Origin of the sequence: Streptomyces sp. NPDC012637, assembly GCF_042954805.1 — a bacterium.
Classification (GTDB): domain Bacteria; phylum Actinomycetota; class Actinomycetes; order Streptomycetales; family Streptomycetaceae; genus Streptomyces.
The window spans coordinates 456,687-481,727 of sequence record NZ_JBIBDS010000003.1 but is presented as its reverse complement, the minus strand read 5'-3'; the positions used below and the strand labels follow the sequence as shown (position 1 = coordinate 481,727).

Genomic DNA, 25,041 nt, shown 5'->3' with positions numbered 1-25,041 from the left:
TAGAGTTCGCCCATGTTCGCGCAGACGACCCAGGACTGGTGGTGGACCGCTCATCCGGCGGCCCGTCCCCAAGCTCTTCGAGCTGGGGGATATCCCAGTTCGCGCGACTAGTCGAACGCGAAGGCCGCCCGAGGGGCGGCCTTCGTCGTATCCACGAGGCCGTTCCTCTCCGAACCCCGCCCCAGGCTCCCGGAAGGAACACGCTCATGGACCTCTCCCGTCTCCTCGACGCATCCGCACCCCCCTTCGCCCTGCTGCGCCGCCGCACCCCCGGCCGCGACCACGACACGGTCGAGGTGCTGACCGGCCCGGTGCACGAGGCCGGGCGGCTGGCCGAGCTGCCGGTACGGGACCTGCCCACGCTGGCCCTGGTGCCGTTCCGGCAGATCCGCGAGCGCGGCTTCGACGTGCGCGACGACGGCACCCCGCTCTCGGTCCTCGTCGCCGAGGAGGCGTACGAGCTGCCGCTCGCCGACGCCCTCGCGCAGCTCCCCGACCACGACGTACGGGTGGAGGGCGGCGGCTTCGACGTCTCCGACGAGGAGTACGGCCGGATCGTGCGACGCGTCATCGACGAGGAGATCGGGCGCGGCGAGGGCGCCAACTTCGTCATCCGCCGCACCTTCACCGGCGAGGTGCCGGGCTTCGGGCGGGCCGACGCGCTCGCGCTGTTCCGGCGGCTGCTCACGAGCGAGCGGGGCGCCTACTGGACCTTCGTCGTCCACACCGGGGACCGCACCCTGGTCGGCGCGAGCCCGGAGGTGCACGTGCGGATGTCGGGCGGCACGGTCGTGATGAACCCGATCAGCGGCACCTACCGCTACCCGACGGGCGCCGCGCCGACCCCGGACGACCTGCTGGCGTTCCTGGCCGACCGCAAGGAGACCGAGGAGCTGTCGATGGTGGTCGACGAGGAGCTCAAGATGATGTGCACGGTCGGCGACCGGGGCGGGGTGGTGATCGGGCCGCGGCTGAAGGAGATGGCGCACCTCGCGCACACGGAGTACGAGCTGCGCGGCCGCTCCTCGCTCGACGTGCGCGAGGTGCTGCGGGAGACGATGTTCGCGGCGACCGTGACCGGCTCGCCCCTGCAGAACGCCTGCCGGGTGATCGAACGGCACGAGGTCGGAGGCCGGGGCTACTACGCGGGCGCGCTGGCGCTGCTGGGCACCGACGAGAACGGGGCGCAGACCCTGGACTCGCCCATCCTCATCCGCACCGCCGACATCGCGGCGGACGGGACGCTGCGGGTGCCCGTCGGCGCCACGCTGGTGCGGCACTCCGACCCGGCGGGCGAGGTCGCCGAGACCCACGCCAAGGCGGCGGGCGTGCTGACGGCCCTGGGGGTCCCCCCGCTTTCCCAGGGCGCGGGGCGGGTACGGGAGGGCCGGCCGGGCGACGGAGCGGCGGTGCCGGCCCGGCTCGCCGACGATCCGCGGGTGCGGGCGGCGCTTGACGCGCGGCGGGCGGATCTGGCGCCGTTCTGGCTGAAGATGCAGGTGCGCTCCGCGGAGCTGTCCGGGCACGCGCTGGTGATCGACGCGGAGGACACCTTCACCGCGATGCTGGCGCACCTGCTGCGCTCCTCGGGCCTCGAGGTGTCGGTGCTGCGCTACGACGAGCCGGGCCTCCGCGAGCTGGCGCTCGGGCACGAGGGCCCGGTGGTCCTCGGCCCCGGCCCCGGCGACCCGCAGGACGCGGCCGATCCGAAGATGCGCTTCCTGCGCGGGCTGACGGCGGAGCTGCTGCGCGGCCACCGGCACGGCGTGCTCGGCGTGTGCCTCGGCCATGAGCTGATCGCGGCCGAGCTGGGCCTGGAGATCGTCCGCAAGCGGACCCCGTTCCAGGGCGCGCAGGTGCGGATCGACCTGTTCGGGCAGGAGCAGACGGTCGGCTTCTACAACAGCTTCACGGCGCGCTGCGACGGGCGGACGGCGACCGAACTGGCCCTGCACCGGATCGAGGTGAGCCGGGACGAGGCGACGGACGAGGTGCACGCGCTGCGCGGCCCCGGGTTCGCGGGCGTGCAGTTCCACCCGGAGTCGGTCCTGACGATGGACGGGGCCGCGGTGACCGCCTCGCTGCTGGCGGGCGTGCTGGTCTGAACGGCGCTGGGGCGCGTCCTTCGGATCGGGCCGGGCGTCGGGACGCCGGCGGGATCCAGGGGGCGCGCCCTGGGCCGTTTCTCTCGGATCAGGCCGGGACGCCGGCAGGATCCGGAGGGCGCGCCCTAGGGGACCCGCGGTACCAGGACGTTCTCGCCGCGTCGTCCCGCGGCGTGGTCGAGGACGTTCCGGACCGTGGTGTCGATGATCTGGCCGACGGCGTCGGCCGTGTAGTACGCCTGGTGGGAGGTGACCACGACGTTCGGGAAGGTCACCAGGCGGGCCAGGGTGTCGTCCTCGACGCCGGCGAGCGACTTGTCGAGGAAGAAGAGCCCGGCCTCGGCCTCGTACACGTCGAGGCCGACGCCGGTGAAGCGGCCCGCGCGCAGTTCGCGCACCAGGGCCTCGGTGTCGACGAGGCCGCCGCGGCTGGAGTTCACCAGGATCGCGTCGTCCTTCATCGAGGCCAGGGCGGCCGCGTCGATGAGGTGATGGGTGGCCGGGAGCAGGGGCACGTGGAGGCTGACGAGGTCCGCCTCGGCGAGGAGCGTCTCCTTGTCGACGTACTTCATGCCGAGTTCGACGCAGGCCGGGTTCTGGGCGGCGTCCCAGCCGAGCAGGTTCATGCCGAAGCCGTGGGCGATCCGGGTGAAGGCCTCGCCGATCCTGCCGGTGCCGAGGACGCCGACGGTGCGGCCGCGCAGGTCGCGGCCCATGAGCCCGTCGAGCCGGAAGTCGAAGTCGCGGGTCCGGTTGGAGGCGCGGACGATCCGCCGGTTGACGGCCATGGCGAGGGTCCAGGCGAACTCGGCGACGGAGTACGGCGAGTAGGACGAGACGCGGGCGACGGTGAGGCCGAGCCGCTCGGCCACGTCGAGGTCGATGTTGTTGAAGCCGGTGGAACGCTGGGCGACCATCTGGGTCCCGCCGGCCGCGAGGGTCTGCAGCACGCGGTGGTCGAGGCTGCAGTTGACGCTGGTGGAGACGACCTCGTGGCCGGCGGCGATGGGCGCGGTGTCCTCGGTGAGGAAGACGTCCAGGCACCGCACCTCGTAGTGCCCCTCGAAGGCCTTCTCGATCAGCGGCTTCTCGTCCCTCTGTACGCCGAATGCCAGGATCTCCACGGGCCCTCCGAAGTCGTGCCGGAATTTTGTGGGTACGGGGCGAATATACGGGCCGGAGCCGGGCCCGTCTCGGGCGCGGGGCCGGCCCGGGCGCAGGACGGCTCAGCCGAAGAAGACGCCCGCCTCCGCGTAGAGCCCCGGGTCGACCGTCTTCAGGCGGGCGGTGGCTGCGGACAGCGGGACCCGGACCACCTCGGTGCCGCGCAGCGCGACCATCGTGCCGTGCGCCCCGTCCCGTACGGCGTCCACGGCGTGCAGTCCGAAGCGGGTGGCCAGCCAGCGGTCGAAGGCGCTGGGGCTGCCGCCCCGCTGGACGTGACCGAGGACGGTGGTGCGGGCCTCCTTGCCGGTGCCCCGCTCGATCTCGCCGGCCAGCCACTCCCCCACCGGCCCGGTGACGGGCCCGCCTCCGCGGGGTCTGGCGCCCTCGGCGACGACGAGGATCGGGGCGTAGGTGGCCCGGAAGCGGGAGGCGACCCAGGCGAGGACCTGGTCGAGGTCGAAGCGCTGCTCGGGCACGAGGATGACGTTGGCGCCGCCCGCGAGCCCGGCGTGCAGGGCGATCCAGCCGGTGTGCCGGCCCATGACCTCGACGACGAGGACCCGGCGGTGCGAGTCGGCGGTGGTGTGCAGCCGGTCGATGGCCTCGGTGGCGATGCCGACGGCGGTGTCGAAGCCGAAGGTCCAGTCGGTGGCCGTGAGGTCGTTGTCGATGGTCTTGGGGACGCCCACGACGGGCAGCCCGTGCTCGGCGTGCAGCCGGGCGGCGATGCCGAGGGTGCCGCGGCCGCCGATGGCGACCAGCGCGTCGGTGCGGTGCTTGGCCAGGGTCTCGCGGACCCGCCGGACCCCGTCGCGCACGGCGAACGGGTCGGTGCGGGAGGAGCCGAGCACGGTGCCGCCGCGCGGCAGGATGCCGCGGACGGCCCGGACGTCGAGCGTCTCGGTGTCGCCCTCGACGACCCCGCGCCAGCCGTCGCGGAAACCGGTGAAGCTCCAGTCGTACTCCTGGACGCCCTTGCGGACCACGGCGCGGATCACCGCGTTGAGTCCGGGACAGTCGCCTCCGCCGGTCAGCACACCGACGCGCATGGGCCGCACTCCTTCGCCGTACGTGGGGGATGCGGCCCACGCTAGTGGTGACGCGGGTCACACCGACACGGCGAACAGGGTGAACCTTCCGCGCGGACCGGGCGGCGGGGTCAGGCGTCGTCGAGGCCGCGCTCGATGGCGTAGCGGACGAGCTCGACCCGGTTGTGCAGCTGGAGCTTGCCGAGGGTGTTCTGGACGTGGTTCTGCACCGTGCGGTGCGAGATGACGAGGCGTTCGGCGATCTGCTTGTAGCTCAGGCCCTTGGCGACCAGGCGCAGCACCTCGGTCTCGCGCTCGGTGAGCTGCGGGGCCTTCGGCTCGTCGGCGCCGGGCGCCGGGCCGGGCTCGGAGGCGAGCCGCCGGTACTCGCCGAGCACCAGACCGGCCAGGCCCGGGGTGAAGACGGGGTCGCCGGCGGCGGTGCGGCGCACCGCGTCGATGAGCTCCTCGGTGCTGGCCGACTTGAGCAGGTAGCCGGTGGCGCCCGACTTCACGGCCTCCAGGACGTCGGCGTGCTCGCCGCTCGCGGAGAGCACCAGGACCCGCAGCCGCGGGTTGGCGCCGACCAGCTCCTTGCAGACCTGGACGCCGGGCTTGAGCGGCAGGTTCAGGTCGAGGACCAGGACGTCCGGGTCGGCCGCGGCGGCGCGGCGCACCGCCTGCTCGCCGTCGCCCGCGGTGGCGACCACGTCGAGGCCCGCCTCGCCGAGGTCGCGGGCGACCGCGTCCCGCCACATGGGGTGGTCGTCGACCACCATGACCCTGATCGGCCGCTGCGGCTGCTCGTTCTGCTCGCTCACTTCGCTCCTGCCTTCCCCCGCCGTTCCCGCGGCGCGCGCGGGACCTTCAGTTCCACTTCGGTGCCCTGTCCGGGGACCGAGATCAGCTCGGCGGTGCCGCCGAGGTCCCGCAGTCTGCCCCGGATGGACAGGGCGACGCCCATCCGGCCCTCCCCCTCGGCCTGCGCGAGCCGGCCCTCGGGGATGCCGGGCCCGTCGTCCCGGACGGTCACTATCACCTCGTCGCCCCAGTCCTCGACCAGGATCCAGGCCCGCGCGCCGTCTCCCGCGTGCACCCGCACGTTGTCCAGGGCGGCTCCGACGGCGGCGGCGAGTTCCCGGGCGGCCGGCGCGGGCAGCACGACGGGCGCGCCCGGGTCGGCGAGGGTGACCAGGGCCCCGGCGCGCGGCGCGAGCAGGGTCCGCAGGTCGATCTCGGTGCCGTGGGCGTCCTCGGCGTCCGGGACCTCCACCACCCGGACGACGGCGCCCTCGGACTCGTCCTCGGAGACGCGCGAGGTACGGGTGAGACCGCCGGCGACCAGGGTGCGCAGGGCGACCTCCTGCTCGCCGGCCATCCTGCCGAGTTCGGCGGCCTCGCCGCCGAGGGCGGTGCCGCGCCGCTGCACCATGGCGAGGACCTGGAGCACGCTGTCGTGGATGTCGCGGGCGAGCCGCTCGCGCTCGCGGGTCGCGGCCTCGATCTCCAGGGCCCGGGCGAGGGTGCGTTCGGAGGCGCGGGCGACCTCGACGACGTAACCGATGGCGATGGAGGCGACCCAGACGAGGAGCACGTTGTGCACGGTGTCCCGGCTGGGAGAGCCGCGCTCGATGATGTTGGCGACGGCGACGAGCGAGGAGGCGAAGCCGGCCCAGCGCCAGCCGCCCCTGAGCGCCCAGGTGAGGGCGGTGCCGGCGGTCCAGATCGTCGGCAGGGTGGGGTGGTCGGTCGACTGGGCGTGGACGTCCGCGAGCGGGGTGAGGAGGATGCCGGTGAGCGCGACGGACAGGTCGGCGACCAGGAAGCGCTTGGTGCAGCCGGCCGCGTTCGCCACCTTGGGGAGGGTGGCGAGCGTCCACACGCACAGGACGGCGAGGAAGCCGATGGCTATCCACGGCCGTTCGTACCGCTCGCGTCCGAAGACGAAGACCAGTACCGCGTAGACCATGGTGCCGACGCGGTACGCGGTGACCGCCCGCCACAGCGGCTGCTCGACCGACATGCGCACGACACGTTCACGTCTGGCCATGTACCCCACCCCCACCGCGCCCGCCCAGGGGTCAGGCGCCGGACTCTTCCCGTGCCGCGATCTCGGCCTTGACGGCCTCCTTGGCGGCCTTCTCGGCCTCCGCGATCTGCCGCTTGGCGGCCGTCGCGTAGATGTCCACGTACTCCTGGCCGGACAGCTTCATGATCTCGTACATGACCTCGTCGGTCACCGAGCGCAGGATGAAGCGGTCGCCCTCCATGCCCCGGTAGCGGCTGAAGTCGAGCGGCTCGCCGATCCGGATGCCCGGGCGCATCAGCTTGGGCACGACCTTGCCGGGCGGCTGGATCTTCTCGGTGTCGATCATCGCGACGGGGATCACCGGCGCGCCGGTGGCGAGCGCCACGCGCGCGAGGCCGCCGGGCTTGCCGCGGTAGAGCCGGCCGTCGGGCGAGCGGGTGCCCTCGGGGTAGATCCCGAACAGGCCGCCCTTCTCGATGACTTCGATGCCGGCCTTGATCGCCGCCTCGCCGGCGCCGCGCGCGCCGGAGCGGTCGACCGGGAGCTGGCCGACGCCCTTGAAGAAGGCGGCGGTCAGCCGGCCCTTGACGCCGGGGGTGGTGAAGTACTCGGCCTTGGCGATGAAGGTCACCTTGCGGTCGAGGACCGCCGGCAGGAAGAAGGAGTCCGAGAAGGAGAGGTGGTTGCTCGCGAGGATCGCCGGCCCCTCGGCGGGAATGTTCTCGAGGCCCTCCACCCAGGGCCTGAAGGCGAGCTTCAGGGACCCTCCGAGGGAGAACTTCATTGCGCCGTAGATCAACTCGCCATGCCTTCCGTGTGCCGTCACGACGACCTTATCCCGTACCGGCCCGGCCGGTCCGCCGCAGGCGCCGCGGCTCGCGCCCGTTCGCCGCTCCCCGGGGTGCGAACGACCCTGGTCGGTGTCGGTCCGGTCGCGTACGGTGAAAGCCTTCCCCTTACCGAAGCCGCTTCGGCCGCCCGCGAGAGCGCGGCCCGGAGTCGAACCCGAACAGGAGACCCCGTGCCGGTCCTTCCTGGAGCCGAGCCGTACCGCCACGAGGGCGGAGAGGTCGGCGTCCTTCTCTGTCACGGATTCACCGGTTCCCCGCAGTCGATGCGGCCCTGGGCCGAGTATCTGGCCGGGCGCGGACTGACGGTGTCGCTGCCGCTGCTGCCCGGGCACGGCACCCGCTGGCAGGACATGCAGCTCACCACCTGGCACGACTGGTACGCGGAGGTCGACCGCGAGCTGCGCGAGCTGACCGCGCGCTGCGAGCGGGTCTTCGTCATGGGCCTGTCGATGGGCGGCGCCCTCACGCTGCGGCTCGCGGCGAAGCACGGCGACGCGGTCAGCGGCATCGTGCTCGTCAACCCGGGCAACAAGGTGCACGGCCTGGCGGCCTACGCGCTGCCGGTCGCCCGCCACTTCGTGCCCTCCACCAAGGGCATCGCCAGCGACATCGCGAAGGACGGCGTGGACGAGCTCGGGTACGACCGGGTGCCACTGCACGCCGCGCACTCGCTGCGGCGCTTCTTCCAGGTCGTCGACGGCGAGCTGCCGCAGGTCACGCAGCCGATGGTGCTGCTGCACAGCCCGCAGGACCACGTGGTTCCGCCGGCCGACTCGGCGCGGATCCTCGCCCGGGTCTCGTCGACGGACGTCAAGGAGATCCTGCTGGAACAGAGCTACCACGTGGCGACGTTGGACCATGACAAGGAGCGGATCTTCGAGGAGAGCTGGGCGTTCGTGACCCGGCTGGCCCCGGAGCTGGTCGGGGAGAACGCCGAGAAGGGAAGCGCGAGCGGTGGCTGAGCAGCAGGACGGGGAGCGCGAGCCGCAGCCCATCGACGAGGAGGCGGCCTGGGCCGCGATCGTCGCGGGGTACGGCGAGGAGCCCGCCGATCCTCCGGGCGCGCGCCCGTTCCGCCCGGTGGAGGACCTGGCACTGCCGGACCTTCCGGAGGACGAGGACGACGCCGAGGACGACCCCGACGGCGGGGGCGGGAAGGCGGCTCCCGGGGCCGACGCCGGCCCTTCCGGCACCGCCGGGAGCTCCCGCGCGGCCGACGCCCCCGACGCCCCCGACGCCCCCGGGTCCGACGGGGTCTCCGGGCCTTCCGGCGACGTCGAGGCCTCGGGCACGGCCGGTCCTTCCGGTGCCGGCGACGCAGCCCGCGGCTCCGCGGGCCTGGAGAAGCCCGACAAGTTCCGCAAGCCGGAGGCGCCCGGGGCGGCCGACGGGTCCGACGGGTCCGGGGCGCCGGACGAGCCGGGGAAGCCCGCGCTGGGCTCGTCCGTGGTCTTCGCCCCGGGCGTGGGCCTGGGCGGCGGCCCGCGTGACTACTCGCTCGCCGAGCCGGACGAGCCCGGCGACGCCGCCGGGACCTCGGACGAGGGCCACTTCGTCCCGCCGGAGCCGCCGCCGCTCCCGGAGGCCGACACCACGACCAAGTTCGCCTGGCTCGCGGTGGTCGGCGGACCGGTCCTGATGCTGCTCGCCGTGCTGTTCCAGTGGGACATGACCTGGTGGCTCACCACCGTGTGCGTGGGCGGCTTCCTGGGCGGCTTCGCGACCCTGGTGGCCCGGATGAAGCACGACGACGAGGACGACGACGGCTTCGACGACCCGGGCCGCGGCGCGGTCGTCTGACCCCGTACGGCAGGAACGGCGGGGCCTCGGAGGGCCGCGCCGGCCTCCGGCGCCGGGTGAGCGGGGCGCTCGCGCTCAGCCCGGCGGGTCCGCCGGCACACGGACCACCGCCAGCACCGGCAGGTGGTCCGTCGCCGTTCGCAGGTCCCCGGGATCGAGGTCCGTCGGGACGCCGCAGGCGAGGAAGTCGATGCCCGGGGTGGCGAGGACCGCGTCGATGCGGCGGTCCGGCGCGGTGACCGGCCAGGTGTGTTCGGCGCCCCAGGGAGCGGTGTCCCAGCCGTCCTGGAGTTCCTTCGTGAGGCGGGTCCGGCTCCGGCCGCCGGGGCGCTCGTTGAGGTCGCCCGCGACGACGGCGTACGGCGTGCCGAGGGCGGCCACCCGTTCGAGGAGCAGGCCCGCCTGCGCGTAGCGCTCGTCGTCGCGCAGGCTCAGGTGGCAGCTGACCAGGCCGAGCCGAGCACCGCCGAAACGGACCACGGCGGTGGCGAGACCGCGCCGGTGCAGCCCGGGCGTGAGGGGCAGCAGAACGTCCTCGGTGCGTTCCACGGTGGCCCGCAGGGAGCACAGCAGCAGCGGCCCGGCGGCCGTGGCGCCGCCGCTCAGGACGACGAGCTCGCTCTTGGCGGCCAGCCGCGCCGCGTGCTTGCGCCAGCGGAAGAAGCGCGGGGCCTCCTGGACGAAGACGAGGTCGGGGGCGCAGGCCCGGATCACCCGGGCGAGCGCGTCCTCGTCGTCGCGCATCGAGCGCACGTTGTAGGAGAGGATCCGTACCACGGCGGAACCGTCCGGCTCGGTACGGGAGTTGGGCAGCTCGCTCATCGCCATGGGGCCACCATAAGCACGGTGCCCGCCGCGCCCCAGAGGGCACGACGGGCACCGAGGTGTGAACGGCCGGCCCCGGAGGACCGGCCTCAGCCCTGGCGGGCGAGGTCGGCCGCGCCGACCAGACCGGCCTTGTTGCCGAGCTGCGCGGCGAGCACCTGGGCGTGCGGACGCCACTGGCCGCCGATCAGCCAGCGCCGGAAGGACTTGCGGATCGGGTCGAGGACCAGCTCGCCCTCGTCGGAGACGCCGCCGCCGACGATGAAGGCGGACGGGTCGAACAGCGACGCCAGGTCCGCGAGGCCGGCACCCGCCCAGCGGGCGAGCTCGCGGAAGGAGTCGACGGCCACCTTGTCGCCCGCGCGGGCCGCCTGGCTGACGTGCTTGCCCTCGATGCCGGCGGGGGTGCCGTCGCCGAGCCCGAGGAGGATCTCCGCGTTCTCGGGCGTGGCGGCGGCGCGCTGCCTGGCGTACCGGACGAGGGCGCGCCCGGAGGCGTACTGCTCCCAGCAGCCCTGGCTGCCGCAGCCGCACAGCAGTCCGTCGGGGACGACCCGGATGTGGCCGAACTCGGCGGCCACGCCGAAGCGGCCGCGGCGCAGCTTGTTGCCGATGATGATGCCGCCGCCGAGGCCGGTGCCCAGCGTGATGCAGATGACGTCCTCGTGGCCCTGGCCGGCACCGAAGCGGTACTCGCCCCAGGCGGCGGCGTTGGCGTCGTTCTCCACGACGACGGGGAGGCCGACGCGCTGTTCGACCTTGTCCTTCAGCGGCTCGTGCCGCCAGTCGATGTTGGGCGCGAAGAGGACGGTGGCGCGCTTGTCGTCGACGTAGCCCGCGGCTCCGATGCCGACGGCCTCGATCTGGTACCCCTTGCCCGCCTCGGAGACCGCGGCGCAGATGGCGTCGACGATGCCCTCGGGGGTCGGCGGGGTCGGCACGGTGTGCGTGTCGAGGATGTTGCCCTCCTCGTCCACCACGCCGGCCGCGATCTTCGTGCCGCCGATGTCGACGCCGATGGTGAGTCCCATGTGTCCCTCAGTTTTCGGTCGAGCCCCGCTACGGCCCACCGTACCCGAGGAGGACGGCCCTCCTGATCGCTCCGGGATCAGTCGAGGTCGATCTGCTGCCCGGTTCCGGACCCGTCGTCGGGGCCCTCGTCGGGGCCGTCGCCCCGGCGTTCGTTCCCCTGTTCGTTCCCGGGTTGGTTCCGGCCCGCGTCCTCGCCGGTGGCCTGGCGGGTGTCGCCGCGGGTCCACCGGGCCTCCTGGCCCTGGACGGCGGAGCGGTACGCGGCGAGCAGCTCGTTGCCGGCGGCGGCGAGGTGGTCGAAGACCTGCGGGTTGCGCTCGATGACGGGCTCGACGAGAGCCTTCGCCTGGTTGACGACCTGCTGGACGGTGGCCGCGGCCTGGCCGCCGGCGAGGGATCCGCCGAGCGGGCCGCCCAGCGTGCCGGAGAGCTTCTCGGCGACGGCCTCGAAGAGCTTGCGGAACTCCTCGGCCGGAGAGCCGGGCTCCTCACCGCCACGCGCCCGGCGGCGGGCCTTCTCGGCCTCCAGGTCCTCGGCGCAGGCCTCGGCCCAGGCGTCCGAATCGCTCATGGCGTACTCCTCAGGTCTCCTACGGTCGACGGTACACGCCCCGCGCCGGGTCAGGGAGCGGTCCTCGGCCACAGTCCGGGGTCGGGCGTGAACCGGATCCGCAGGTCGCCCTCGACGAGCCCGGCGCCGGTGACGGTGCAGCGGCGCAGCACCGCGGGCAGCGGGACGGCGCGGCGGAACGGTCCCGCACCGAGCAGGAGTTCGTCTCCCCGGCGGACGAGCGACAGGCCGTCCTTGACGGCGCCGGGGAGCGGGATGTGCCAGACGAGGATGCCGTCCTCGCCGCGCCGGTCCTCGACGGTCCACGCGGGCGGCGCCGCGGGCGCGGCAGGCCCGGTGACGGCCAGCAGGGCGAGGTCCTCGGGGCCGCGGACCGCGCGGCCGAGGTGCGGCAGCTCGTGCAGGCCGGGGTGGGCCTCGCGCAGGGCGGCGAGGTGGCGGTGCTGTTCGGCGGCGAGGCCGGCGAACCAGGGGTCGGGCGAGTCGGCGGGCAGCACCCGGTTGGCGACGACGCCCTCCAGGGCCAGGCCCTGGAGGGCGAGGCCGAGCCGGGCGGTGGTCAGCGCGTCCTCGGCGCCGGGCCCCGGCTCGACGACGAGCCGTACGGCGGTGCCGGGCGCGTCGAGGACGTCCTGGACGGCCGCCAGCTCGGCCTCCCAGCGGGCGGTCGTCTCGTACAGCCACTGCGCCGGCAGCGGTACGCCGGCGAGCTGGGCGAGCATGGGGCGCAGCGCGCGGGCGGCCTGGCGCTCGGGCGGCAGGAGGCGGCGCAGGTAGCGTCGCAGCTGGGCGGGAAGGGCGAGCAGGGCGAGCGCCTCGGTCACCGGCGGCAGCTCGGCGACCACGAGGTCCCATGCACCGGCGGCGGCGTCCCGCAGGGCCCTGAGCAGGGCGAAGTCCCGGCTTCCGGGAAGCTCGGTCAGTTCGGCGTCCTCGAAGGGCGCGGCGCCGAGCAGGTCGAGGGCGGCGCTCGAGCGGGCCTGGAGGGCGAGGAACTCGCGGCGGAAGTCCGCGGCGGGATCGGGCACGAGCAGGCGCAGGCCCTCGCCGGCCACGGCCGCGGGCTCGGCGTCCGCCGACACCAGCAGCACGCACCGCCCGGCCCGGGCCTCGGCGAGCGCGGTACCGACGGCCACGGAGGTCCGCCCGGCGCCGCCGTTCCCGGTGACAAGAATGATCCGCATGCGCCGACGGTACCGGCGTCCGCGCCGGACGACGGCGGGGAGGGGCCGGGCCGCGCGGGCCCCGGGGCCCGGCGGGTCGCGCGCCGGGGTTACTTCGGGGACTCGACCCGGGCCTTCAGGCCCGCCAGCGCCCGGTCGATGATGACCTTCTCGGCCTTGCGCTTGATCATGCCGAGCATCGGGATCTTGACGTCGACGGTCAGCTGGTACGTCACCTCGGTGCCCTTGCCGTCCGCCGTGGGGGCGAGGCGGTAGGAGCCGTCGAGGGCGCGGAGCATCTGGGACCTGACCAGGGTCCAGCTGACCTCGTCGTCACCGGTCCAGGTGTAGGCGAGGGTGTGGTCGTCCTTGATGGCGCCGGCGTCCAGGAGCAGCCGGACCTTCTCCGCGCGGCCGGCCGCGTCCGTCTCCAGGACCTCGGCCTCCTTCACCTCGCCCGTCCACTCGGGGTAGCGGGCGAAGTCGGCGATCACGTTCATGACCTCGGCCGGGGCCGCCTCGATGGTGATGCTCGAGCTGGTGTGTTCCGCCATCGCGGTGGCTCCTCGTATGGACGCGATCCGTATCTGCGTGAAGGCTATCGCGCCCTCGTGACGGGCCCGTACGCGACCGTCACCACTCCAGGGTCCACGGCCGGCCGGTCGCCGCGAAGTGCCCGACGTTCACGCACTCGGTCGCGCCGACCCGCATGCGGCGGGCCAGCGGCTGGTGGACGTGGCCGAAGAGGGCGTACCGCGGGCGGACCCGGCGGATCGCGTCGAGGAGGGCGCGGCTGCCGCGCTCGAAGCGGCGGGCGACGGTGTCGTAGGTGAGCTCGGGGACGTCCGGCGGGATGTGGGAGCAGAGCACGTCGACCTCGCCGAGCGCCTCGACCTTCGCCGCGTACTCCTCGTCGGAGATCTCGTACGGCGTGCGCATCGGGGTGCGCAGGCCGCCGCCGACGAAGCCGAAGACGAGGCCGTCGAGCTCGACGCGGTCGCCGTCGAGGACGGTGGTGCCGGGTCCCGCGTACTCGGGCCACAGGCCGGGGATGTCCACGTTTCCGTACGTGGCGTAGGTCGGCGTGGGGAAGGCGGCGAACATCTCGGCGTACTGGCGGCGGACGGCCGACTCGATGGCCGTGGCCCGGTCGATGCCGAGCTCGGCCCAGAGCCGGCGGCCGAGGTCGCGGGCATCGTCGAAGCGGCGGGCGGTGCGCAGCTCGACGATGAGGTCGGCGTTCTCGACGCCGAAGAGGTCGGGGAAGATGCCGCGGCTGTGGTCGGCGTAGTCGAGGAAGAGCACCAGGTCGCCGAGGCATATCAGCGCGTCGGCGCCCTCCCCCGCCTTGGCGAGGGCTCCGGTGTTGCCGTGCACGTCGCTCACCACGTTGATCCTCATGACGTCAGCCTAGGGGGTGCGACCTGCGGTTACTTGGGAGTCGGGAAAGCGGTGGACTACTGTGCGCCAAGGAACGCCATCCATGTGTGACGCACGGAACATCTGGCCTGAACCCTCTATCCGGAACCGTGTACTGATGGGTAACGTCCGGGCAGTCCACAGTCGTGCTCACCCCCACGAAGAGCACCTGCCCGATCATGGACCACACCGGTGCATCACACAGAGCCGTGGCGCCGGCGCCCGATGAGGAGCAGCAGTCTTGCGCGAGTTCAGCCTTCCGGCCCTGTACGAGGTCCCCACGGACGGCAACCTGACGGATCTCATCCGCCGCAACGCCTCCCAGCACCCAGATGTCGCCGTGATGGGCCGCAAGGTCGCCGGAGTCTGGACCGACGTCACCGCGAAGCAGTTCCTCGCCGAGGTCCGGGGGGCGGCGAAGGGCCTGGTCGCGGCCGGTGTCGAGCCGGGCGACCGGGTCGCGCTGCTGTCCCGTACCCGTTACGAGTGGGTGCTCCTGGACTTCGCGATCTGGAGCGCGGGCGCGGTGACCGTGCCGGTGTACGAGACCAGCTCCCCGGAGCAGATCCAGTGGATCCTCGGTGACTCGGGCGCGTCCCTCGCGCTCGTCGAGACCCCGGCCCACGAGGCCTCGGTGGAGTCGGTACGGGCGAACCTGCCGGCCCTGAAGGGCGTGCGGCAGATCGAGGCGGACGCGGTGGCCCGCCTGACCGCGGAGGGTGCGGACGTCTCCGACGAGGAGCTGGACCGCCGGATGTCGATCGCGCACGCGGACGACCCGGCGACGATCGTCTACACCTCGGGCACCACCGGCCGCCCCAAGGGCTGTGTGCTGACCCACCGCGCCTTCTTCGCGGAGTGCGGCAACGTGGTCGAGCGGCTGAAGCCGCTGTTCCGCACCGGCGAGTGCTCGGTGCTGCTGTTCCTGCCGGCCGCGCACGTCTTCGGGCGTCTGGTCGAGGTCGCCTCCGTGATGGCGCCGATCAAGCTCGGCTGCGTGCCCGACATCAAGAACCTCACCGACGAGCTGGCGGCCTTCCGGCCGACGCTGATCCTCGGTGTGCCGCGGGTCTTCGAGAAGGTCTACAACTCGGCCCGGGCGAAGGCGCAGGCCGACGGCAAGGGCAAGATCTTCGACAAGGCCGCGCACACGGCGATCGCCTACAGCCGTGCGCTGAGCACCCCGCAGGGCCCGTCCTTCGGCCTGAAGCTGAAGCACAAGGTCTTCGACAAGCTGGTGTTCAGCAAGCTGCGCGCCGTGCTCGGCGGGCGCGGCGAGTACGCGATCTCGGGCGGCGCGCCGCTGGGCGAGCGGCTCGGCCACTTCTTCCGCGGCATCGGCTTCACGGTCCTGGAGGGCTACGGCCTGACGGAGTCGTGCGCGGCGACCGCGTTCAACCCGTGGGACCGGCAGAAGATCGGCACGGTCGGCCAGCCGCTGCCCGGTTCGGTGGTGCGCATCGCCGACGACGGCGAGGTGCTGCTGCACGGCGAGCACATCTTCTCCGGCTACTGGAACAACGAGGCCGCGACGGCGGAGGCGCTGGCGGACGGCTGGTTCCACACCGGTGACATCGGCACGCTCGACGAGGACGGCTACCTCGCGATCACCGGCCGCAAGAAGGAGATCCTGGTGACGGCGGGCGGCAAGAACGTCGCCCCGGCGGTCATCGAGGACCGGATCCGGGCGCACGCCCTGGTCGCGGAGTGCATGGTCGTGGGCGACGGGCGGCCGTTCGTGGGCGCGCTGGTCACCATCGACGAGGAGTTCCTCGGGCGCTGGGCGGCCGAGCACGGCAAGCCGGCCGGCGCGACGGCAGCCTCGCTGCGGGAGGACGCGGACCTGCTCGCGGAGGTCCAGCGCGCGGTGGACGACGGCAACGCCGCGGTCTCGAAGGCGGAGTCGGTGCGGAAGTTCCGTATCCTGTCCGCGCAGTTCACGGAGGAGGCGGGGCACATCACCCCGTCGCTGAAGCTGAAGCGCAACGTGGTGGCGAAGGACTTCGCCGACGAGATCGAGGCGATCTACCGAGCCTGACGGTTCTTCGGAACGCCCCTGGCGGGCCCGGGTCACGGGCCGGCCGGGGGCGTTCCCGCGCGTCAGGCCCGGAATGGTCAATTCCGTACACACGAGAGGAAATGCCGTCATGCGGCTCCCGCGAACCGCCGCCGCCCTGGGCGCGGCCCTTACCGCCCTCGTCGCCCTCACCGGGTGCGGCAGCGACTCCTGGGGCGAGGACGCCGGCCTTCCGGCGGCCGGCGACATGGCGGCGATCGAGAAGCTCGTCGGGACCCGCACGATGTGCAGCGACCTGCGCACGGGTGTGGCCGGCGGCACCATGAGCGAGGAGTCGCGCGACCCGGCCTGGGCGGTCAAGGAGCGCGGGGTGTGCGGCGACGACGCCCGCGACACGCTCACGCTGCTGTCCGTCTCGGACATGGCGAAGTTCCAGCAGTCCGCGAAGAAGGCCGCCGCCGCGGGCCACGCCACCGGCTTCCTGCTCGGCCAGGACTTCGCGGTCGTGACGCCGGACCCGGAGGCGGCGAAGGCCCTGATGGCCTCCGACGTCCTCTTCTTCACCTGCGAGAAGGGCTTCAAGGTCCCGGACGGCTACCGCAGCGAGAAGCTCCTCGTCGACGGCTGCGCCCTGACGGACTACCTCCCGGCGTAGCCCGGAGCGGCCCGGGACCCCGCTCGGGGCCCCGGGCCCTGCCGCTACAGCAGTTCCCTCAGCCGGTCCGCCAGGAGGTCCCAGCGCCAGCGGTCCTCGACCCACCGGCGGCCGCGCTCGCCCATGCGGGCGCGCAGGTCGGGGTCGAGCAGGAGCGTGGCGATGCGGTCGGCTGAGTCCTCGGGGACGCCGCCCCGGACGACCCAGCCGGTCTCGCCGTCGAGGACGGCGTCCGGTGCGCCGCCCGAGTCGCCGGCGACGACCGGGAGACCGGTCGCGGAGGCCTCCAGGTAGACGATGCCGAGGCCCTCGACGTCCAGGCCGCCGCGCCGGGTGCGGCACGGCATGGCGAAGACGTCGCCCGCTCCGTAGTGGGCGGCGAGCTCCGACCACGGCACGGCGCCGGTGAAGCGGACGGAGGCGGCGACGCCGGTCCGGACGGCGAGCTTGCGCAGCTCCTGCTCGTACGGTCCGCCGCCGACGATCAGGAGCACCGCGTCGGGCACCCGCCGCAGGATCTCCGGCATGGCGAGGATCAGGGTGTCCTGGCCCTTGCGCGGCACGAGCCGCGACACGCACACCACCACGGGCCGGTCGTTCAGCCCGAGCCGCTCGCGCACCTCGGCGCCGCCCGAGTCGGGGTGGAAGGTCTTCTCGTCGACGCCCGGCGGCAGCTGCACCATGCGCGCGGCGGCGGCCGGGCTGAGCGCGGTCGCGATCCGGGAGCGGGTGTACTCGCCGAGGTACGTGATGGTGTCCGTGCCCTCGCCGATCCGCCGCAGCAGCTGCCGCGCCGCGGGCAGCTGCGCCCACCCGGCCTCGTGCCCGTGCGTCGTGGCGACGAGCCGGCGCGCACCGGCCCGCCGCAGCGCCGGGGCCATCAGGCCGAGCGGGGCCGCCGCGCCGAACCACACCGACTCGCAGCCGTGCTCCCGCAGCAGCGCGGTCGCGCGCGCGGTGACCCGAGGAGTCGGCAGCAGCATGGTGGTGCGATCGCGGACGACCGTGAAAGGCTGTTCGGCGTCGAACGCGGCGGTCGCCTCGATCCCCTCCTGGCCGCGCTTCCACGTGGAGGCGTAGACCACGATCCGCTCGGGATCCAGACGCAGCGCCATGTTGTGCAGGAAGGCCTGGATTCCGCCCGGACGTGGCGGAAAGTCGTTCGTTACGATCAGGGTCTTGTGCATCGTGGCCGACAGTACCGCGATCGCGCCCCCAGCCCGGCACCACCACCCTCCGCCCCGGCGGACCGACAGGACAGGAACAGGACAGGTATGACGGGCGCAGTGGGCACGGCGGTACGTGACGGACTGGCGCGCGCCCGCGACGCGGTCGACGCACGCGACGGGCGGCTGGCCCGGCCGCTGGGCCTGTGGGCCTTCTCCCGTGTGCTGATACTGCTGTGCGTCTTCAAGATCGTGGTGATCCCCGGTCCGGACGTGACCAGCGACGTCGAGCAGATCTACCAGGGCTGGTACGAGGTCCTGCGGACCGGCACCTACCCGCTGGACGACGTCACCTGGCAGTACCCGCCGGCCGCCGCGCTCGCGATCCTCTCCCCCGCCCTGCTGCCGTTCCTCGGCTACTCCTCCGCCTTCTTCGTGCTCGCGCTGCTCTGCGACGCCTTCGTCTTCGGCCTCCTGGTGTACGCGGGCCGGCGCCCGGGCCGGTCGATGCGCGGTGCCTGGCTGTGGCTGGCCGGGGTGCCGCTGCTCGGCCCGACCGCGTACTCCCGCTACGACCTGATGGTGACGGCGGTGGCCGTGGCGGGCCTGCTCGCGGCGCTGCGCAGCCCGGTCGTGCTCGGCGCGCTCGCGGGCTTCGGGGCCGCCCTGAAGGTGTGGCCGGTGCTGCTGCTCGCGGGCGCGGCGCGCGGCCGGGCCGCGTTCCGCTCGACGGCCGCGGCGGCGGGCACGGCGGCCGGTGTGCTGCTGGCCTGCTCGCTCGCGGCACCGGGCGCACTGGCCTTCCTCGGCTTCCAGCGGGACCGGGGCACGGAGATCGAGTCGCTGGGCGCGATGGTCTTCCACGTGGCCCGGCACTTCGGCTGGCCGGGCGAGGCCCGGATGAACTACGGCTCGATCGAGTTCCTCGGCCCGGGCGTGAAGGCGGTGTCCACGGCGGCGATGCTGCTGTCGGTGGCCGCGTTCGGCTGGCTCCTGGTGTGGTGGTGGCGGGCCCGCCGGCGGACGACGGGCACCACGGCGGACGCGGCCTTCGTGGCGGTGCTGCTGTTCACCACGACGAGCCGGGTGATCAGCCCGCAGTACATGATCTGGCTGGTCGGTCTGGCCGCGGTGTGCCTGGTCTACCGGGCGAGCCGGATGCGCAGGCCCGCGTATCTGGTGCTGTGGGCGACGGCGGTCACGCAGTTCGAGTTCCCGGTGTGGTTCTCGCACGTCGGGGACAGCGATCCGCTGGGCGTCGGGCTGCTCCTGATCCGCAACGGGCTGCTGGTGGCGGCCACGTTCTCCGCGTGCCGGATCCTGTGGCGGCAGACGGTCGTGGAGCCGCGCCTGGAGGCGGCGGCGGGCCCGGTGCGGCTGCCGGCTCAGTCCGACGTGGAGCGGACGCCCGTCGCGGTCTCGTCTTCTTCCTGAGGCACGGCTTGTTCCCGAGGTGCGGCTTCTTCCTGAGGCCCGGCCCCGTCGCCCGCGGCCCCGCGCCCGGGGCGGCGGTGCAGCAGCCCGATGGCCGCGCACTGCGCGGCCATCGCGAGCGCCATGGCGAGGCAGACCCCGCCGAGACCGAGCGCGCCCGAGAGCACGTACGCGAGCGGTAGCTGGAGCAGGACGCCGCAGACGGTGATCCGGGCGAGCAGCGGGGAGTCGCCGGCGCCTTCGAAGACTCCGGCGAGGGCGATGAAGAGGGCCATGAGCAGCAGGTACGGCCCGAGGCAGCGCAGGAACAGCGCGCCGGCGGCGGCGACGGCGGGCTCGGCGCCGAAGCCCCGCATGACCGGCCCGGCGGCGACGAGCAGCAGCACGGCGGCCCCGGCGCCGAGCAGTCCGCCGAGGGCGAGGGCCTGGCGGCCGACGGCGCGGCGCTCGTCCCTCCCCCGCGTTCCCGGCTCCGCCCGACCGGGAGGTACGCCCAGGACTCCCAGCCGGTGCGCGGTGTGGATGGCGGCGGCCTGCCGGACGGCGTAGAAGGCCATGGTGGCGACGTACATGGCCTTGGTGGCGATGCCGTAGGCGGCGATCTCGGTGACGCCGAGCCGGGCGGTCACGGAGACCAGGGCGAGCGCGCCGCCCATGCGTACGGCGAAGTCGACGGACATCGGCAGGCCCAGGGCGGCGGTACGGCGCACGGCTGCGGCCAGGCCGCCGGCCGGCCGGGCGGCGCGGGCGGCCCGCAGATGGGCGTTGCGGCGCAGCGCGAGGAGTCCCACGACGAGCGCCGCGGTGCGGCCGACGACGGTGGAGACGGCGGCTCCCTCGACCCCGTACGCGTGGACGAGCAGCGGGTCGAGGACCAGGATCAGCCCGTTGGCGAGGAAGGCGAGCCGCATGGGCGTGCGGGTGTCGCCGGTGCCCTTGAGGACGCCGTCGAGGACGGTGGTGGCGAAGAAGACGGCCGTGCCGGGCAGGGAGATCGCGAAGTAGGCGGTCGCGAGGGCGTGTGCGGGATGGCCGGACCCGCCGAGCAGGAGGGCGGCGAGCGGCTCCCGCAGCAGGTAGCCGCCGATCGCGACGGGCGGGACGAGCAGGGCGCCGAGGGCGGCTCCGCCGCGCGCGGCGGAGCGCAGGGCCCCCGGGTCGCCGGCGCCCCTGGCCCGGGCGACGAGCACGGTGGTGCCGGAGGCGGCCATGAGGACGACGCCGAGGAGCAGGTTCTCGACGTTGGTGGCGACGGCGACGGCGGCGACGGCGTCCCCGCCGAGGCGGGCGACCCAGACCATGTTGATGATCCCGGCGGCGACTCCCGCGAGGAGCTCCAGATAGACGGGCCCGGCGAGCCGGACGAGCGTACGGCGGTGTTCCTTCCCGGTCGTGGACGCGGTCGTGGTCGCGGTCGTGGACACAGGCGTCGGCATGGCCATGGACACAGCCCCCTCTTTTCGAGTTACCTCGATTCGAGGCAACTCGAAAAGAGGTAACATAGCGACCGGGTCCCCGACAAGCGCGAGGAAGCGCAGAGGCCGAAGGAGCAACCGGTGCTGGAGCTGACGATCCTGGGCTTCCTGGACGACGCCCCTTTGCACGGCTACGAGCTGAAGGAACGCATCCAGGGCCTGAGCGGCCACGTCCGGCCGGTCAGCGACGGCGCCCTGTACCCGGCGATCACCCGCCTGGTGAAGAACGGCCTCGTCGACAGCCGCACGGAGCCGGGCGCGGGGGCGGCCCCCCGCCGGGTCCTCTCCCTGACCTCCGACGGCCGCGCGGAGCTGCTCGCCCGGCTGCGCTCGCCGAAGGACGTCGAGATCACCGACGGCCAGCGCTGGTTCACCCTGCTCGCCTTCCTCGGCCGGCTCCCCGACCCGGCCGAACAGGCCGCCGTCCTGCGCCGCCGCCAGGACTTCCTCGACGCCCCCGCCAGCTTCTTCTACGAGGAGGGCGCCCCGGTCCGCGCGGAACAGGAACCGGACCTCTTCCGCCAGGGCATGCTCCGCATCGCCCGGGCCACGGGCACGGAGGAGAAGGCCTGGCTGACCGAGGCCCTGGCCGAACTGGACCGGAGGGCGGCGCGGCCCCAGGCCCTGTCGTCGAACCAGGCCCAGAGCGGGTCTTCCTGATCAGACCGGGGCGCCGGCAGGAACCGGAAGACCCGCCCTAGCCCAGCCGCTCGCGCAGATACTCCCGCCACTCCGCCGTGAACTCCTCCGGCGTCGTGTCCAGGACGTCCTCCAGCGCCTTCTCCAGCGCGCCCTCGCGCTGCGGATGGGCCCCGACGGCGCGGTAGAAGTCGGTGAGGCGCTGGTCGCCCCACCGTTCGGCGATCAGCAGGCAGGCCAGCCAGCCGCTCTCGTACGCCCGGGCCATCGCCTCGGCCTCGCCGCCGAAGGCGAACTCCTTGTCCTCCGGCAGCGCGGCGGGCGTCCGGCCGGCCCGTACCGCGCGGGCGAGTTCGGGCGCCGCCTGGGCCGGTGTGCGGCCGGTGCCGCGGTAGGCGACCCAGTCGGCGAAGCCCTCGGAGAGCCACAGAGGAGTGGCGGCGGTGGTCTGGACGCGGGTGGCGACGTGGGTGGTCTCGTGGGTGAGCACGAACCGCCTCCCGAACTCGCCCAGGACGCCGTACGCCTCCGGGTTGACGATCACCCGGTCCGCGGGCGCCGTCGGGCCGCCGCCGATCTGGCCGGTGGTGACCGCCGCGATCCCCCGGTACGAGGCGGCGGGCGCGCCGAGCAGCCTGCCCATCGCGTCCACCGAGGCGGGGACCAGGACCACGATCCGGCCCGCCCAGGGCGAGGGCCAGGCGTCGCCGACGGCAGGAACCGCCCGGTCCGCCGCGTCCGCGATCTCCCGCAGCCGCTCCTGGGACTGGCCCACTCCGAGGACGAGGCTGCGCCGGCCGGTCACGGTCGTGACCTCGCCCTGCTGCCACAGCTGCTGCGGGGCTCCGTCGGCCACGCGTTCTCCCGTGACGTACCAGCGGCCGTCCCGCTCGGCGAGGTCCAGGATCCGCTCGCTGGTGGCGGGCCCGGAGTCGTAGCCCTTGATGCGGTAGCCGAGTTCGGCCCGGGCGGTGGCCCGTCCCTCACCGGCCGGGTCCACGGCCGTGACCCGGTACCGGACGCCGCCGAGCGGGATCGGCGCGAGCCGGTCGAACTCGGTGCGCGCGGCGGGCGCGTGGGCCGGGTCGAGGCCGGCGAGATAGCCGGCCTCGTCGCGTTCGAGCAGGGCGGCGGCGTGCCGGTCGAGCAGGCTCTGCACCTCGGCGCGCGCCGGGCCCTCCGGCTCCTGTGCCGCGCATCCGGTGAGGGCGAGCAGCCCGGCGAGCAGGCACACGCCCGCACCGCGCACCGCTCCGCTCCCCTGACCTGCCACGCTCCGATCGTACGGGGGAACGGCGAAAGCGGCGCCGGGCCGGCTCAGACCCGGGTGACCGTCACGTGGGACATCATGTTCACCGGGTCGTAGCGGACCCGTGCGCCGGGGTAGGGCGCGTGGATGACCTGGCCGTTGCCCGCGTAGATCGCCACGTGGCTGGCGTCGCCGCGGTAGGTGACGAGGTCGCCGGGCTGCGCCTGGGAGAGCGGGACGCGGCGTCCGGCGTTGCGCTGGGCCTGGGAGGTGCGGGGGAGGGCGATGCCGGCCTGGCGGTACGACCAGACCATCAGGCCCGAGCAGTCGAAGGCGGAGGGGCCGGTCGCGCCCCACACGTACGGCCTGCCGATGGCGCTGCGCGCGGCGATCACCGCGGCGGCGGCGCGCGAGGGGCCGAGGTCGCCGATCGGCGGGAGTTCCTCGTCGAGGGCCGCGCGGCCGGAGCGGGAGGCCCGCTCGAAGCCGGCCCGTTCGTCGGCGGAGAGGGAGGCGAGCACCCGGCGGGCCTCGGCGAGCTTGCGCTCGACGGTGCGCTTGTGCCGGGCCACCTCGCTGCGGCTGCGCTCCAGTTCGGCGAGGCTCTTGCCGGCCTCGGCGCGCTGCTGCGCCAGCCTGCGCAGCTCGCCCTTGAGTTCGTCGAGGGCGGCGCCCTGGCGGGCGGTGACCCGGTCGAGCACGGAGGCCCGTTCGAGATAGCTGTCCGGGTCGGAGGAGAGCAGCAGGGCGAGGGCCGGGTCGATGCCGCCGGAGCGGTACTGGGCGCCGGCGACCGAACCGAGCGCGCCGCGCATGCGGTTGATCCGCTCCTGGGCACGGGCGAGGCCGTCCTGAGCCTGGGAGACCGTCCTGCGCAGCCGGTCGGCCTTCTCGTCGGCGCGGTTGAAGCCCTCGGTGGCGCGCTCGGCCTCCTCGAAGAGCCGGTCGACGGTGGCGCGGGTGGTCTCGGCCGTGGCGCCGCCCGGGTCGGCGTACGCGGGGACGGCGCCGAGGGCCGTGGCCGCGGTGGCCGCGGCTGCGGTGAGGACGGTGACCCTGGCGGGTCGTCGGTGGGACGCCACGAATCGCGCTCCGTTCGGCTCGACGGACTGGCGCGGCAGACAGTAGCCGGTGATCAACCCCCGTCCAACGAGGCCGCCGGGCACACAAAGTGACGCCCCGCCGGAGACCACAAGGTCACCGGCGGGGCGTCACGTCAGTCCTGGATCCGGCAAACCACCCGTTCGGAGGGCGGGTCGCGCGGGTCGGGCGCCGTCGCGGCTCGCGTCAGATGCGCACGCCGAACTGGAAGGTGCCCATGTAGTCCATCGACTCGTAGCGGACCACGGCGCCCGGCTTGGGGGCGTGCAGGATGGTGTTGTTGCCCGCGTAGAGGCCCACGTGCGACAGGCTGTTGAAGAAGACCAGGTCGCCCGGCTTGAGCTGGCTGCGGCCGATCTTCACGCCGTCGTTCTGCTGGGTGTAGGTGGTGCGGCTGATGCCGACGCCGGCCTGGCGGTAGGCCCACTGCGTCAGACCGGAGCAGTCGTACGAGTTGGGGCCCTCGGCACCGGAGACGTACGGCTTGCCGAGCTGGGTGGCGGCCGCGTTGAGGGCGGCGGCGCCGCGCTGCGAGGCGGGCACCTCGTTGCCGAGGTCGACGCGGTCTCCGGCGGCGCGGCTGGCGCGCTGCTCCTCTTCCTGGATCTTCGCGCGCTCGGCGGCGGTCAGGGTGTTGAGCAGCTTCTGCGCCTCGGCGAGCTTGCCCTGGAACTTCTTCTTCTTCTCGCCGAGGGTCTTGCGGACGTCCTCGAGGTCGGCGAGCTTCGTCGTCGCCTCGGCCCGCTGCTGGGCGAGGGTGCGCTGCTTCGCCTGGATGGACTGCAGCACGTCGGCCTGCTTGGCGCCGAGCTGGTCGATCGCGGACGCCTTGTCGAGGTAGGTGTCCGGGTCGGAGGAGAGGAAGAGCTGGAGCGCCGGGTCGATGCCGCCGGAGCGGTACTGGGCGGTGGCGACCGAACCGATCTGCCCGCGCAGGGTGTTGAGCTCCTGCTGGCCGCGGGCGACCTTGTCCTGGAGGGCGCCGATCTCCTTCTGCAGCTTCTCGCGGCGTTCCTCGGCGAGGTTGTACTGCTCCGTGGCCTCTTCGGCCTCGTGGTGCAGCTTGTCGACCTTCGACTTGACCTCGTCGATCTTCGGCTTGGGGGCCGCCTGGGCGCCCGACTGGGCGGAGAGCGCGACGGCCGCGGCGGCGGTCGCGGTGAGCACGGTCACACGGGTGCGGCTCGGCTGCTTGGGACGACGGTGGGACGCCACGAAGGCGATCTCCTTCTTCCTCGAGCCGCCGACCGGGCAGCGGCAGGCGGGACCTACGCTGTCATCCCCGATGGATGATCAACCGCGCGAAGGTTCGAGG

General features: G+C 73.7%; 24 protein-coding genes. 8 read left to right on the top strand and 16 right to left on the bottom strand.

Features of this window, described 5'->3' with window-relative positions:
* Positions 1-12 precede the first annotated feature (12 nt).
* Together ACFY8W_RS15230 and ACFY8W_RS15225 are read left to right on the top strand one after the other, a co-directional pair.
* The gene (locus tag ACFY8W_RS15230) at positions 13-111 is read left to right on the top strand and encodes a trp operon leader peptide (protein WP_391104911.1); all 99 of its coding nucleotides are present in this window, start codon (positions 13-15) and stop codon (positions 109-111) included.
* A 95-nt stretch (positions 112-206) separates the two neighbouring features.
* Positions 207-2,105 (top strand): chorismate-binding protein, encoded by a 1,899-nt coding sequence (locus ACFY8W_RS15225; protein ID WP_391104909.1) that lies wholly within the window; start codon positions 207-209, stop codon positions 2,103-2,105.
* A 125-nt stretch (positions 2,106-2,230) separates the two neighbouring features.
* Here ACFY8W_RS15225 and ACFY8W_RS15220 read toward each other — a convergent pair whose 3' ends face one another.
* From ACFY8W_RS15220 to ACFY8W_RS15200, 5 genes are all read right to left on the bottom strand, one after another.
* Positions 2,231-3,229 (bottom strand): NAD(P)-dependent oxidoreductase, encoded by a 999-nt coding sequence (locus tag ACFY8W_RS15220; protein WP_391104907.1) that lies wholly within the window; start codon positions 3,227-3,229, stop codon positions 2,231-2,233.
* A gap of 102 nt (positions 3,230-3,331) precedes the next feature.
* A complete protein-coding gene (locus tag ACFY8W_RS15215; RefSeq protein ID WP_391104905.1) occupies positions 3,332-4,321 on the bottom strand; it encodes an ATP-dependent 6-phosphofructokinase in 990 nt (329 codons plus the stop codon).
* Positions 4,322-4,431: 110 nt separating this feature from the next.
* Positions 4,432-5,079, bottom strand: a complete 648-nt coding sequence (locus tag ACFY8W_RS15210; protein WP_391105545.1) for a response regulator — start codon at positions 5,077-5,079, stop codon at positions 4,432-4,434.
* Positions 5,080-5,117: 38 nt separating this feature from the next.
* On the bottom strand, positions 5,118-6,350 hold the full coding sequence (macS, locus tag ACFY8W_RS15205) for a MacS family sensor histidine kinase (protein WP_391104903.1): 1,233 nt from the start codon (positions 6,348-6,350) through the stop codon (positions 5,118-5,120).
* A gap of 31 nt (positions 6,351-6,381) precedes the next feature.
* Complete coding sequence (locus ACFY8W_RS15200; RefSeq protein WP_391105543.1) at positions 6,382-7,113, bottom strand: 1-acyl-sn-glycerol-3-phosphate acyltransferase; 732 nt, start codon at positions 7,111-7,113, stop codon at positions 6,382-6,384.
* 237 nt (positions 7,114-7,350) lie between these two features.
* Here ACFY8W_RS15200 and ACFY8W_RS15195 point away from each other — a divergent pair, with 237 nt between their 5' ends.
* Entirely contained in the window at positions 7,351-8,142 is a 792-nt protein-coding gene (locus ACFY8W_RS15195; protein WP_391104901.1) for an alpha/beta fold hydrolase, read from the top strand.
* The gene (locus ACFY8W_RS15190; protein ID WP_391104899.1) at positions 8,135-8,980 is read left to right on the top strand and encodes a hypothetical protein; all 846 of its coding nucleotides are present in this window, start codon (positions 8,135-8,137) and stop codon (positions 8,978-8,980) included. The genes ACFY8W_RS15195 and ACFY8W_RS15190 overlap by 8 nt, the downstream gene beginning before the upstream one ends.
* 75 nt (positions 8,981-9,055) lie before the next feature.
* Here ACFY8W_RS15190 and ACFY8W_RS15185 read toward each other — a convergent pair whose 3' ends face one another.
* The 6 genes from ACFY8W_RS15185 to ACFY8W_RS15160 all read right to left on the bottom strand — a co-directional run bounded on the left by ACFY8W_RS15185 (position 9,056) and on the right by ACFY8W_RS15160 (position 13,960).
* Positions 9,056-9,808 carry an endonuclease/exonuclease/phosphatase family protein gene (locus tag ACFY8W_RS15185; RefSeq protein ID WP_391104897.1) on the bottom strand — a complete coding sequence of 251 codons (753 nt, stop codon included), beginning with the start codon at positions 9,806-9,808 and terminating at the stop codon, positions 9,056-9,058.
* 86 nt (positions 9,809-9,894) lie between these two features.
* Positions 9,895-10,836, bottom strand: a complete 942-nt coding sequence (locus ACFY8W_RS15180; RefSeq protein WP_391104895.1) for an ROK family glucokinase — start codon at positions 10,834-10,836, stop codon at positions 9,895-9,897.
* A gap of 77 nt (positions 10,837-10,913) precedes the next feature.
* Entirely contained in the window at positions 10,914-11,408 is a 495-nt protein-coding gene (locus tag ACFY8W_RS15175; protein WP_391104893.1) for a DUF5304 family protein, read from the bottom strand.
* Between the two features lie 50 nt (positions 11,409-11,458).
* The gene (locus ACFY8W_RS15170; protein ID WP_391104891.1) at positions 11,459-12,592 is read right to left on the bottom strand and encodes an ArsA-related P-loop ATPase; all 1,134 of its coding nucleotides are present in this window, start codon (positions 12,590-12,592) and stop codon (positions 11,459-11,461) included.
* Positions 12,593-12,681: 89 nt separating this feature from the next.
* A complete protein-coding gene (locus ACFY8W_RS15165; RefSeq protein WP_391104890.1) occupies positions 12,682-13,125 on the bottom strand; it encodes an SRPBCC family protein in 444 nt (147 codons plus the stop codon).
* Positions 13,126-13,204: 79 nt separating this feature from the next.
* Positions 13,205-13,960, bottom strand: coding sequence for a metallophosphoesterase (locus ACFY8W_RS15160; protein WP_391105542.1), 756 nt, complete (start codon positions 13,958-13,960; stop codon positions 13,205-13,207).
* A gap of 271 nt (positions 13,961-14,231) precedes the next feature.
* Here ACFY8W_RS15160 and ACFY8W_RS15155 point away from each other — a divergent pair, with 271 nt between their 5' ends.
* Together ACFY8W_RS15155 and ACFY8W_RS15150 are read left to right on the top strand one after the other, a co-directional pair.
* Positions 14,232-16,028, top strand: a complete 1,797-nt coding sequence (locus ACFY8W_RS15155) for an AMP-binding protein (RefSeq protein ID WP_391104888.1) — start codon at positions 14,232-14,234, stop codon at positions 16,026-16,028.
* Positions 16,029-16,137: 109 nt separating this feature from the next.
* On the top strand, positions 16,138-16,662 hold the full coding sequence (locus ACFY8W_RS15150) for a hypothetical protein (RefSeq protein WP_391104886.1): 525 nt from the start codon (positions 16,138-16,140) through the stop codon (positions 16,660-16,662).
* 44 nt (positions 16,663-16,706) lie between these two features.
* On the opposite strand, the gene ACFY8W_RS15145 is transcribed toward ACFY8W_RS15150, so the two are convergent.
* On the bottom strand, positions 16,707-17,849 hold the full coding sequence (locus tag ACFY8W_RS15145; protein WP_391104884.1) for a glycosyltransferase: 1,143 nt from the start codon (positions 17,847-17,849) through the stop codon (positions 16,707-16,709).
* Positions 17,850-17,936: 87 nt separating this feature from the next.
* Here ACFY8W_RS15145 and ACFY8W_RS15140 point away from each other — a divergent pair, with 87 nt between their 5' ends.
* A complete protein-coding gene (locus tag ACFY8W_RS15140) occupies positions 17,937-19,262 on the top strand; it encodes a glycosyltransferase 87 family protein (protein WP_391104882.1) in 1,326 nt (441 codons plus the stop codon).
* Here ACFY8W_RS15140 and ACFY8W_RS15135 read toward each other — a convergent pair.
* The gene (locus tag ACFY8W_RS15135; RefSeq protein WP_391105540.1) at positions 19,214-20,698 is read right to left on the bottom strand and encodes an MATE family efflux transporter; all 1,485 of its coding nucleotides are present in this window, start codon (positions 20,696-20,698) and stop codon (positions 19,214-19,216) included. The two genes, ACFY8W_RS15140 and ACFY8W_RS15135, sit on opposite strands and share 49 nt — an antisense overlap.
* A 120-nt stretch (positions 20,699-20,818) precedes the next feature.
* On the opposite strand from ACFY8W_RS15135, the gene ACFY8W_RS15130 reads away from it, so the two are divergent.
* A complete protein-coding gene (locus ACFY8W_RS15130) occupies positions 20,819-21,397 on the top strand; it encodes a helix-turn-helix transcriptional regulator (protein ID WP_391104880.1) in 579 nt (192 codons plus the stop codon).
* Positions 21,398-21,434: 37 nt separating this feature from the next.
* Here the strand turns inward: ACFY8W_RS15130 and ACFY8W_RS15125 are convergent, their stop codons facing one another.
* From ACFY8W_RS15125 to ACFY8W_RS15115, 3 genes are all read right to left on the bottom strand, one after another.
* Positions 21,435-22,649: a hypothetical protein gene (locus ACFY8W_RS15125; protein ID WP_391104879.1), complete on the bottom strand. Its 1,215-nt coding sequence runs from the start codon at positions 22,647-22,649 to the stop codon at positions 21,435-21,437.
* A gap of 44 nt (positions 22,650-22,693) precedes the next feature.
* A complete protein-coding gene (locus ACFY8W_RS15120; RefSeq protein WP_391104877.1) occupies positions 22,694-23,707 on the bottom strand; it encodes an NlpC/P60 family protein in 1,014 nt (337 codons plus the stop codon).
* Between the two features lie 205 nt (positions 23,708-23,912).
* A complete protein-coding gene (locus ACFY8W_RS15115) occupies positions 23,913-24,941 on the bottom strand; it encodes an NlpC/P60 family protein (protein ID WP_391104875.1) in 1,029 nt (342 codons plus the stop codon).
* Positions 24,942-25,041 lie beyond the last annotated feature (100 nt).

What these genes read in the sequence shown, in the direction of transcription:
- ACFY8W_RS15230 (WP_391104911.1), top strand. Translation starts at nt 13, where the DNA reads ATGTTCGCGCAGACGACCCAGGACTGGTGGTGGACCGCTCATCCGGCG.
- ACFY8W_RS15225 (WP_391104909.1), top strand. Translation starts at nt 207, where the DNA reads ATGGACCTCTCCCGTCTCCTCGACGCATCCGCACCCCCCTTCGCCCTG.
- ACFY8W_RS15215 (WP_391104905.1), bottom strand. Translation starts at nt 4,321, where the DNA reads ATGCGCGTCGGTGTGCTGACCGGCGGAGGCGACTGTCCCGGACTCAAC.
- ACFY8W_RS15210 (WP_391105545.1), bottom strand. Translation starts at nt 5,079, where the DNA reads ATGGTGGTCGACGACCACCCCATGTGGCGGGACGCGGTCGCCCGCGAC.
- macS (WP_391104903.1), bottom strand. Translation starts at nt 6,350, where the DNA reads ATGGCCAGACGTGAACGTGTCGTGCGCATGTCGGTCGAGCAGCCGCTG.
- ACFY8W_RS15200 (WP_391105543.1), bottom strand. Translation starts at nt 7,113, where the DNA reads ATGAAGTTCTCCCTCGGAGGGTCCCTGAAGCTCGCCTTCAGGCCCTGG.
- ACFY8W_RS15185 (WP_391104897.1), bottom strand. Translation starts at nt 9,808, where the DNA reads ATGGCGATGAGCGAGCTGCCCAACTCCCGTACCGAGCCGGACGGTTCC.
- ACFY8W_RS15180 (WP_391104895.1), bottom strand. Translation starts at nt 10,836, where the DNA reads ATGGGACTCACCATCGGCGTCGACATCGGCGGCACGAAGATCGCGGCC.
- ACFY8W_RS15175 (WP_391104893.1), bottom strand. Translation starts at nt 11,408, where the DNA reads ATGAGCGATTCGGACGCCTGGGCCGAGGCCTGCGCCGAGGACCTGGAG.
- ACFY8W_RS15170 (WP_391104891.1), bottom strand. Translation starts at nt 12,592, where the DNA reads ATGCGGATCATTCTTGTCACCGGGAACGGCGGCGCCGGGCGGACCTCC.
- ACFY8W_RS15165 (WP_391104890.1), bottom strand. Translation starts at nt 13,125, where the DNA reads ATGGCGGAACACACCAGCTCGAGCATCACCATCGAGGCGGCCCCGGCC.
- ACFY8W_RS15150 (WP_391104886.1), top strand. Translation starts at nt 16,138, where the DNA reads ATGCGGCTCCCGCGAACCGCCGCCGCCCTGGGCGCGGCCCTTACCGCC.
- ACFY8W_RS15145 (WP_391104884.1), bottom strand. Translation starts at nt 17,849, where the DNA reads ATGCACAAGACCCTGATCGTAACGAACGACTTTCCGCCACGTCCGGGC.
- ACFY8W_RS15140 (WP_391104882.1), top strand. Translation starts at nt 17,937, where the DNA reads ATGACGGGCGCAGTGGGCACGGCGGTACGTGACGGACTGGCGCGCGCC.
- ACFY8W_RS15135 (WP_391105540.1), bottom strand. Translation starts at nt 20,698, where the DNA reads ATGCCGACGCCTGTGTCCACGACCGCGACCACGACCGCGTCCACGACC.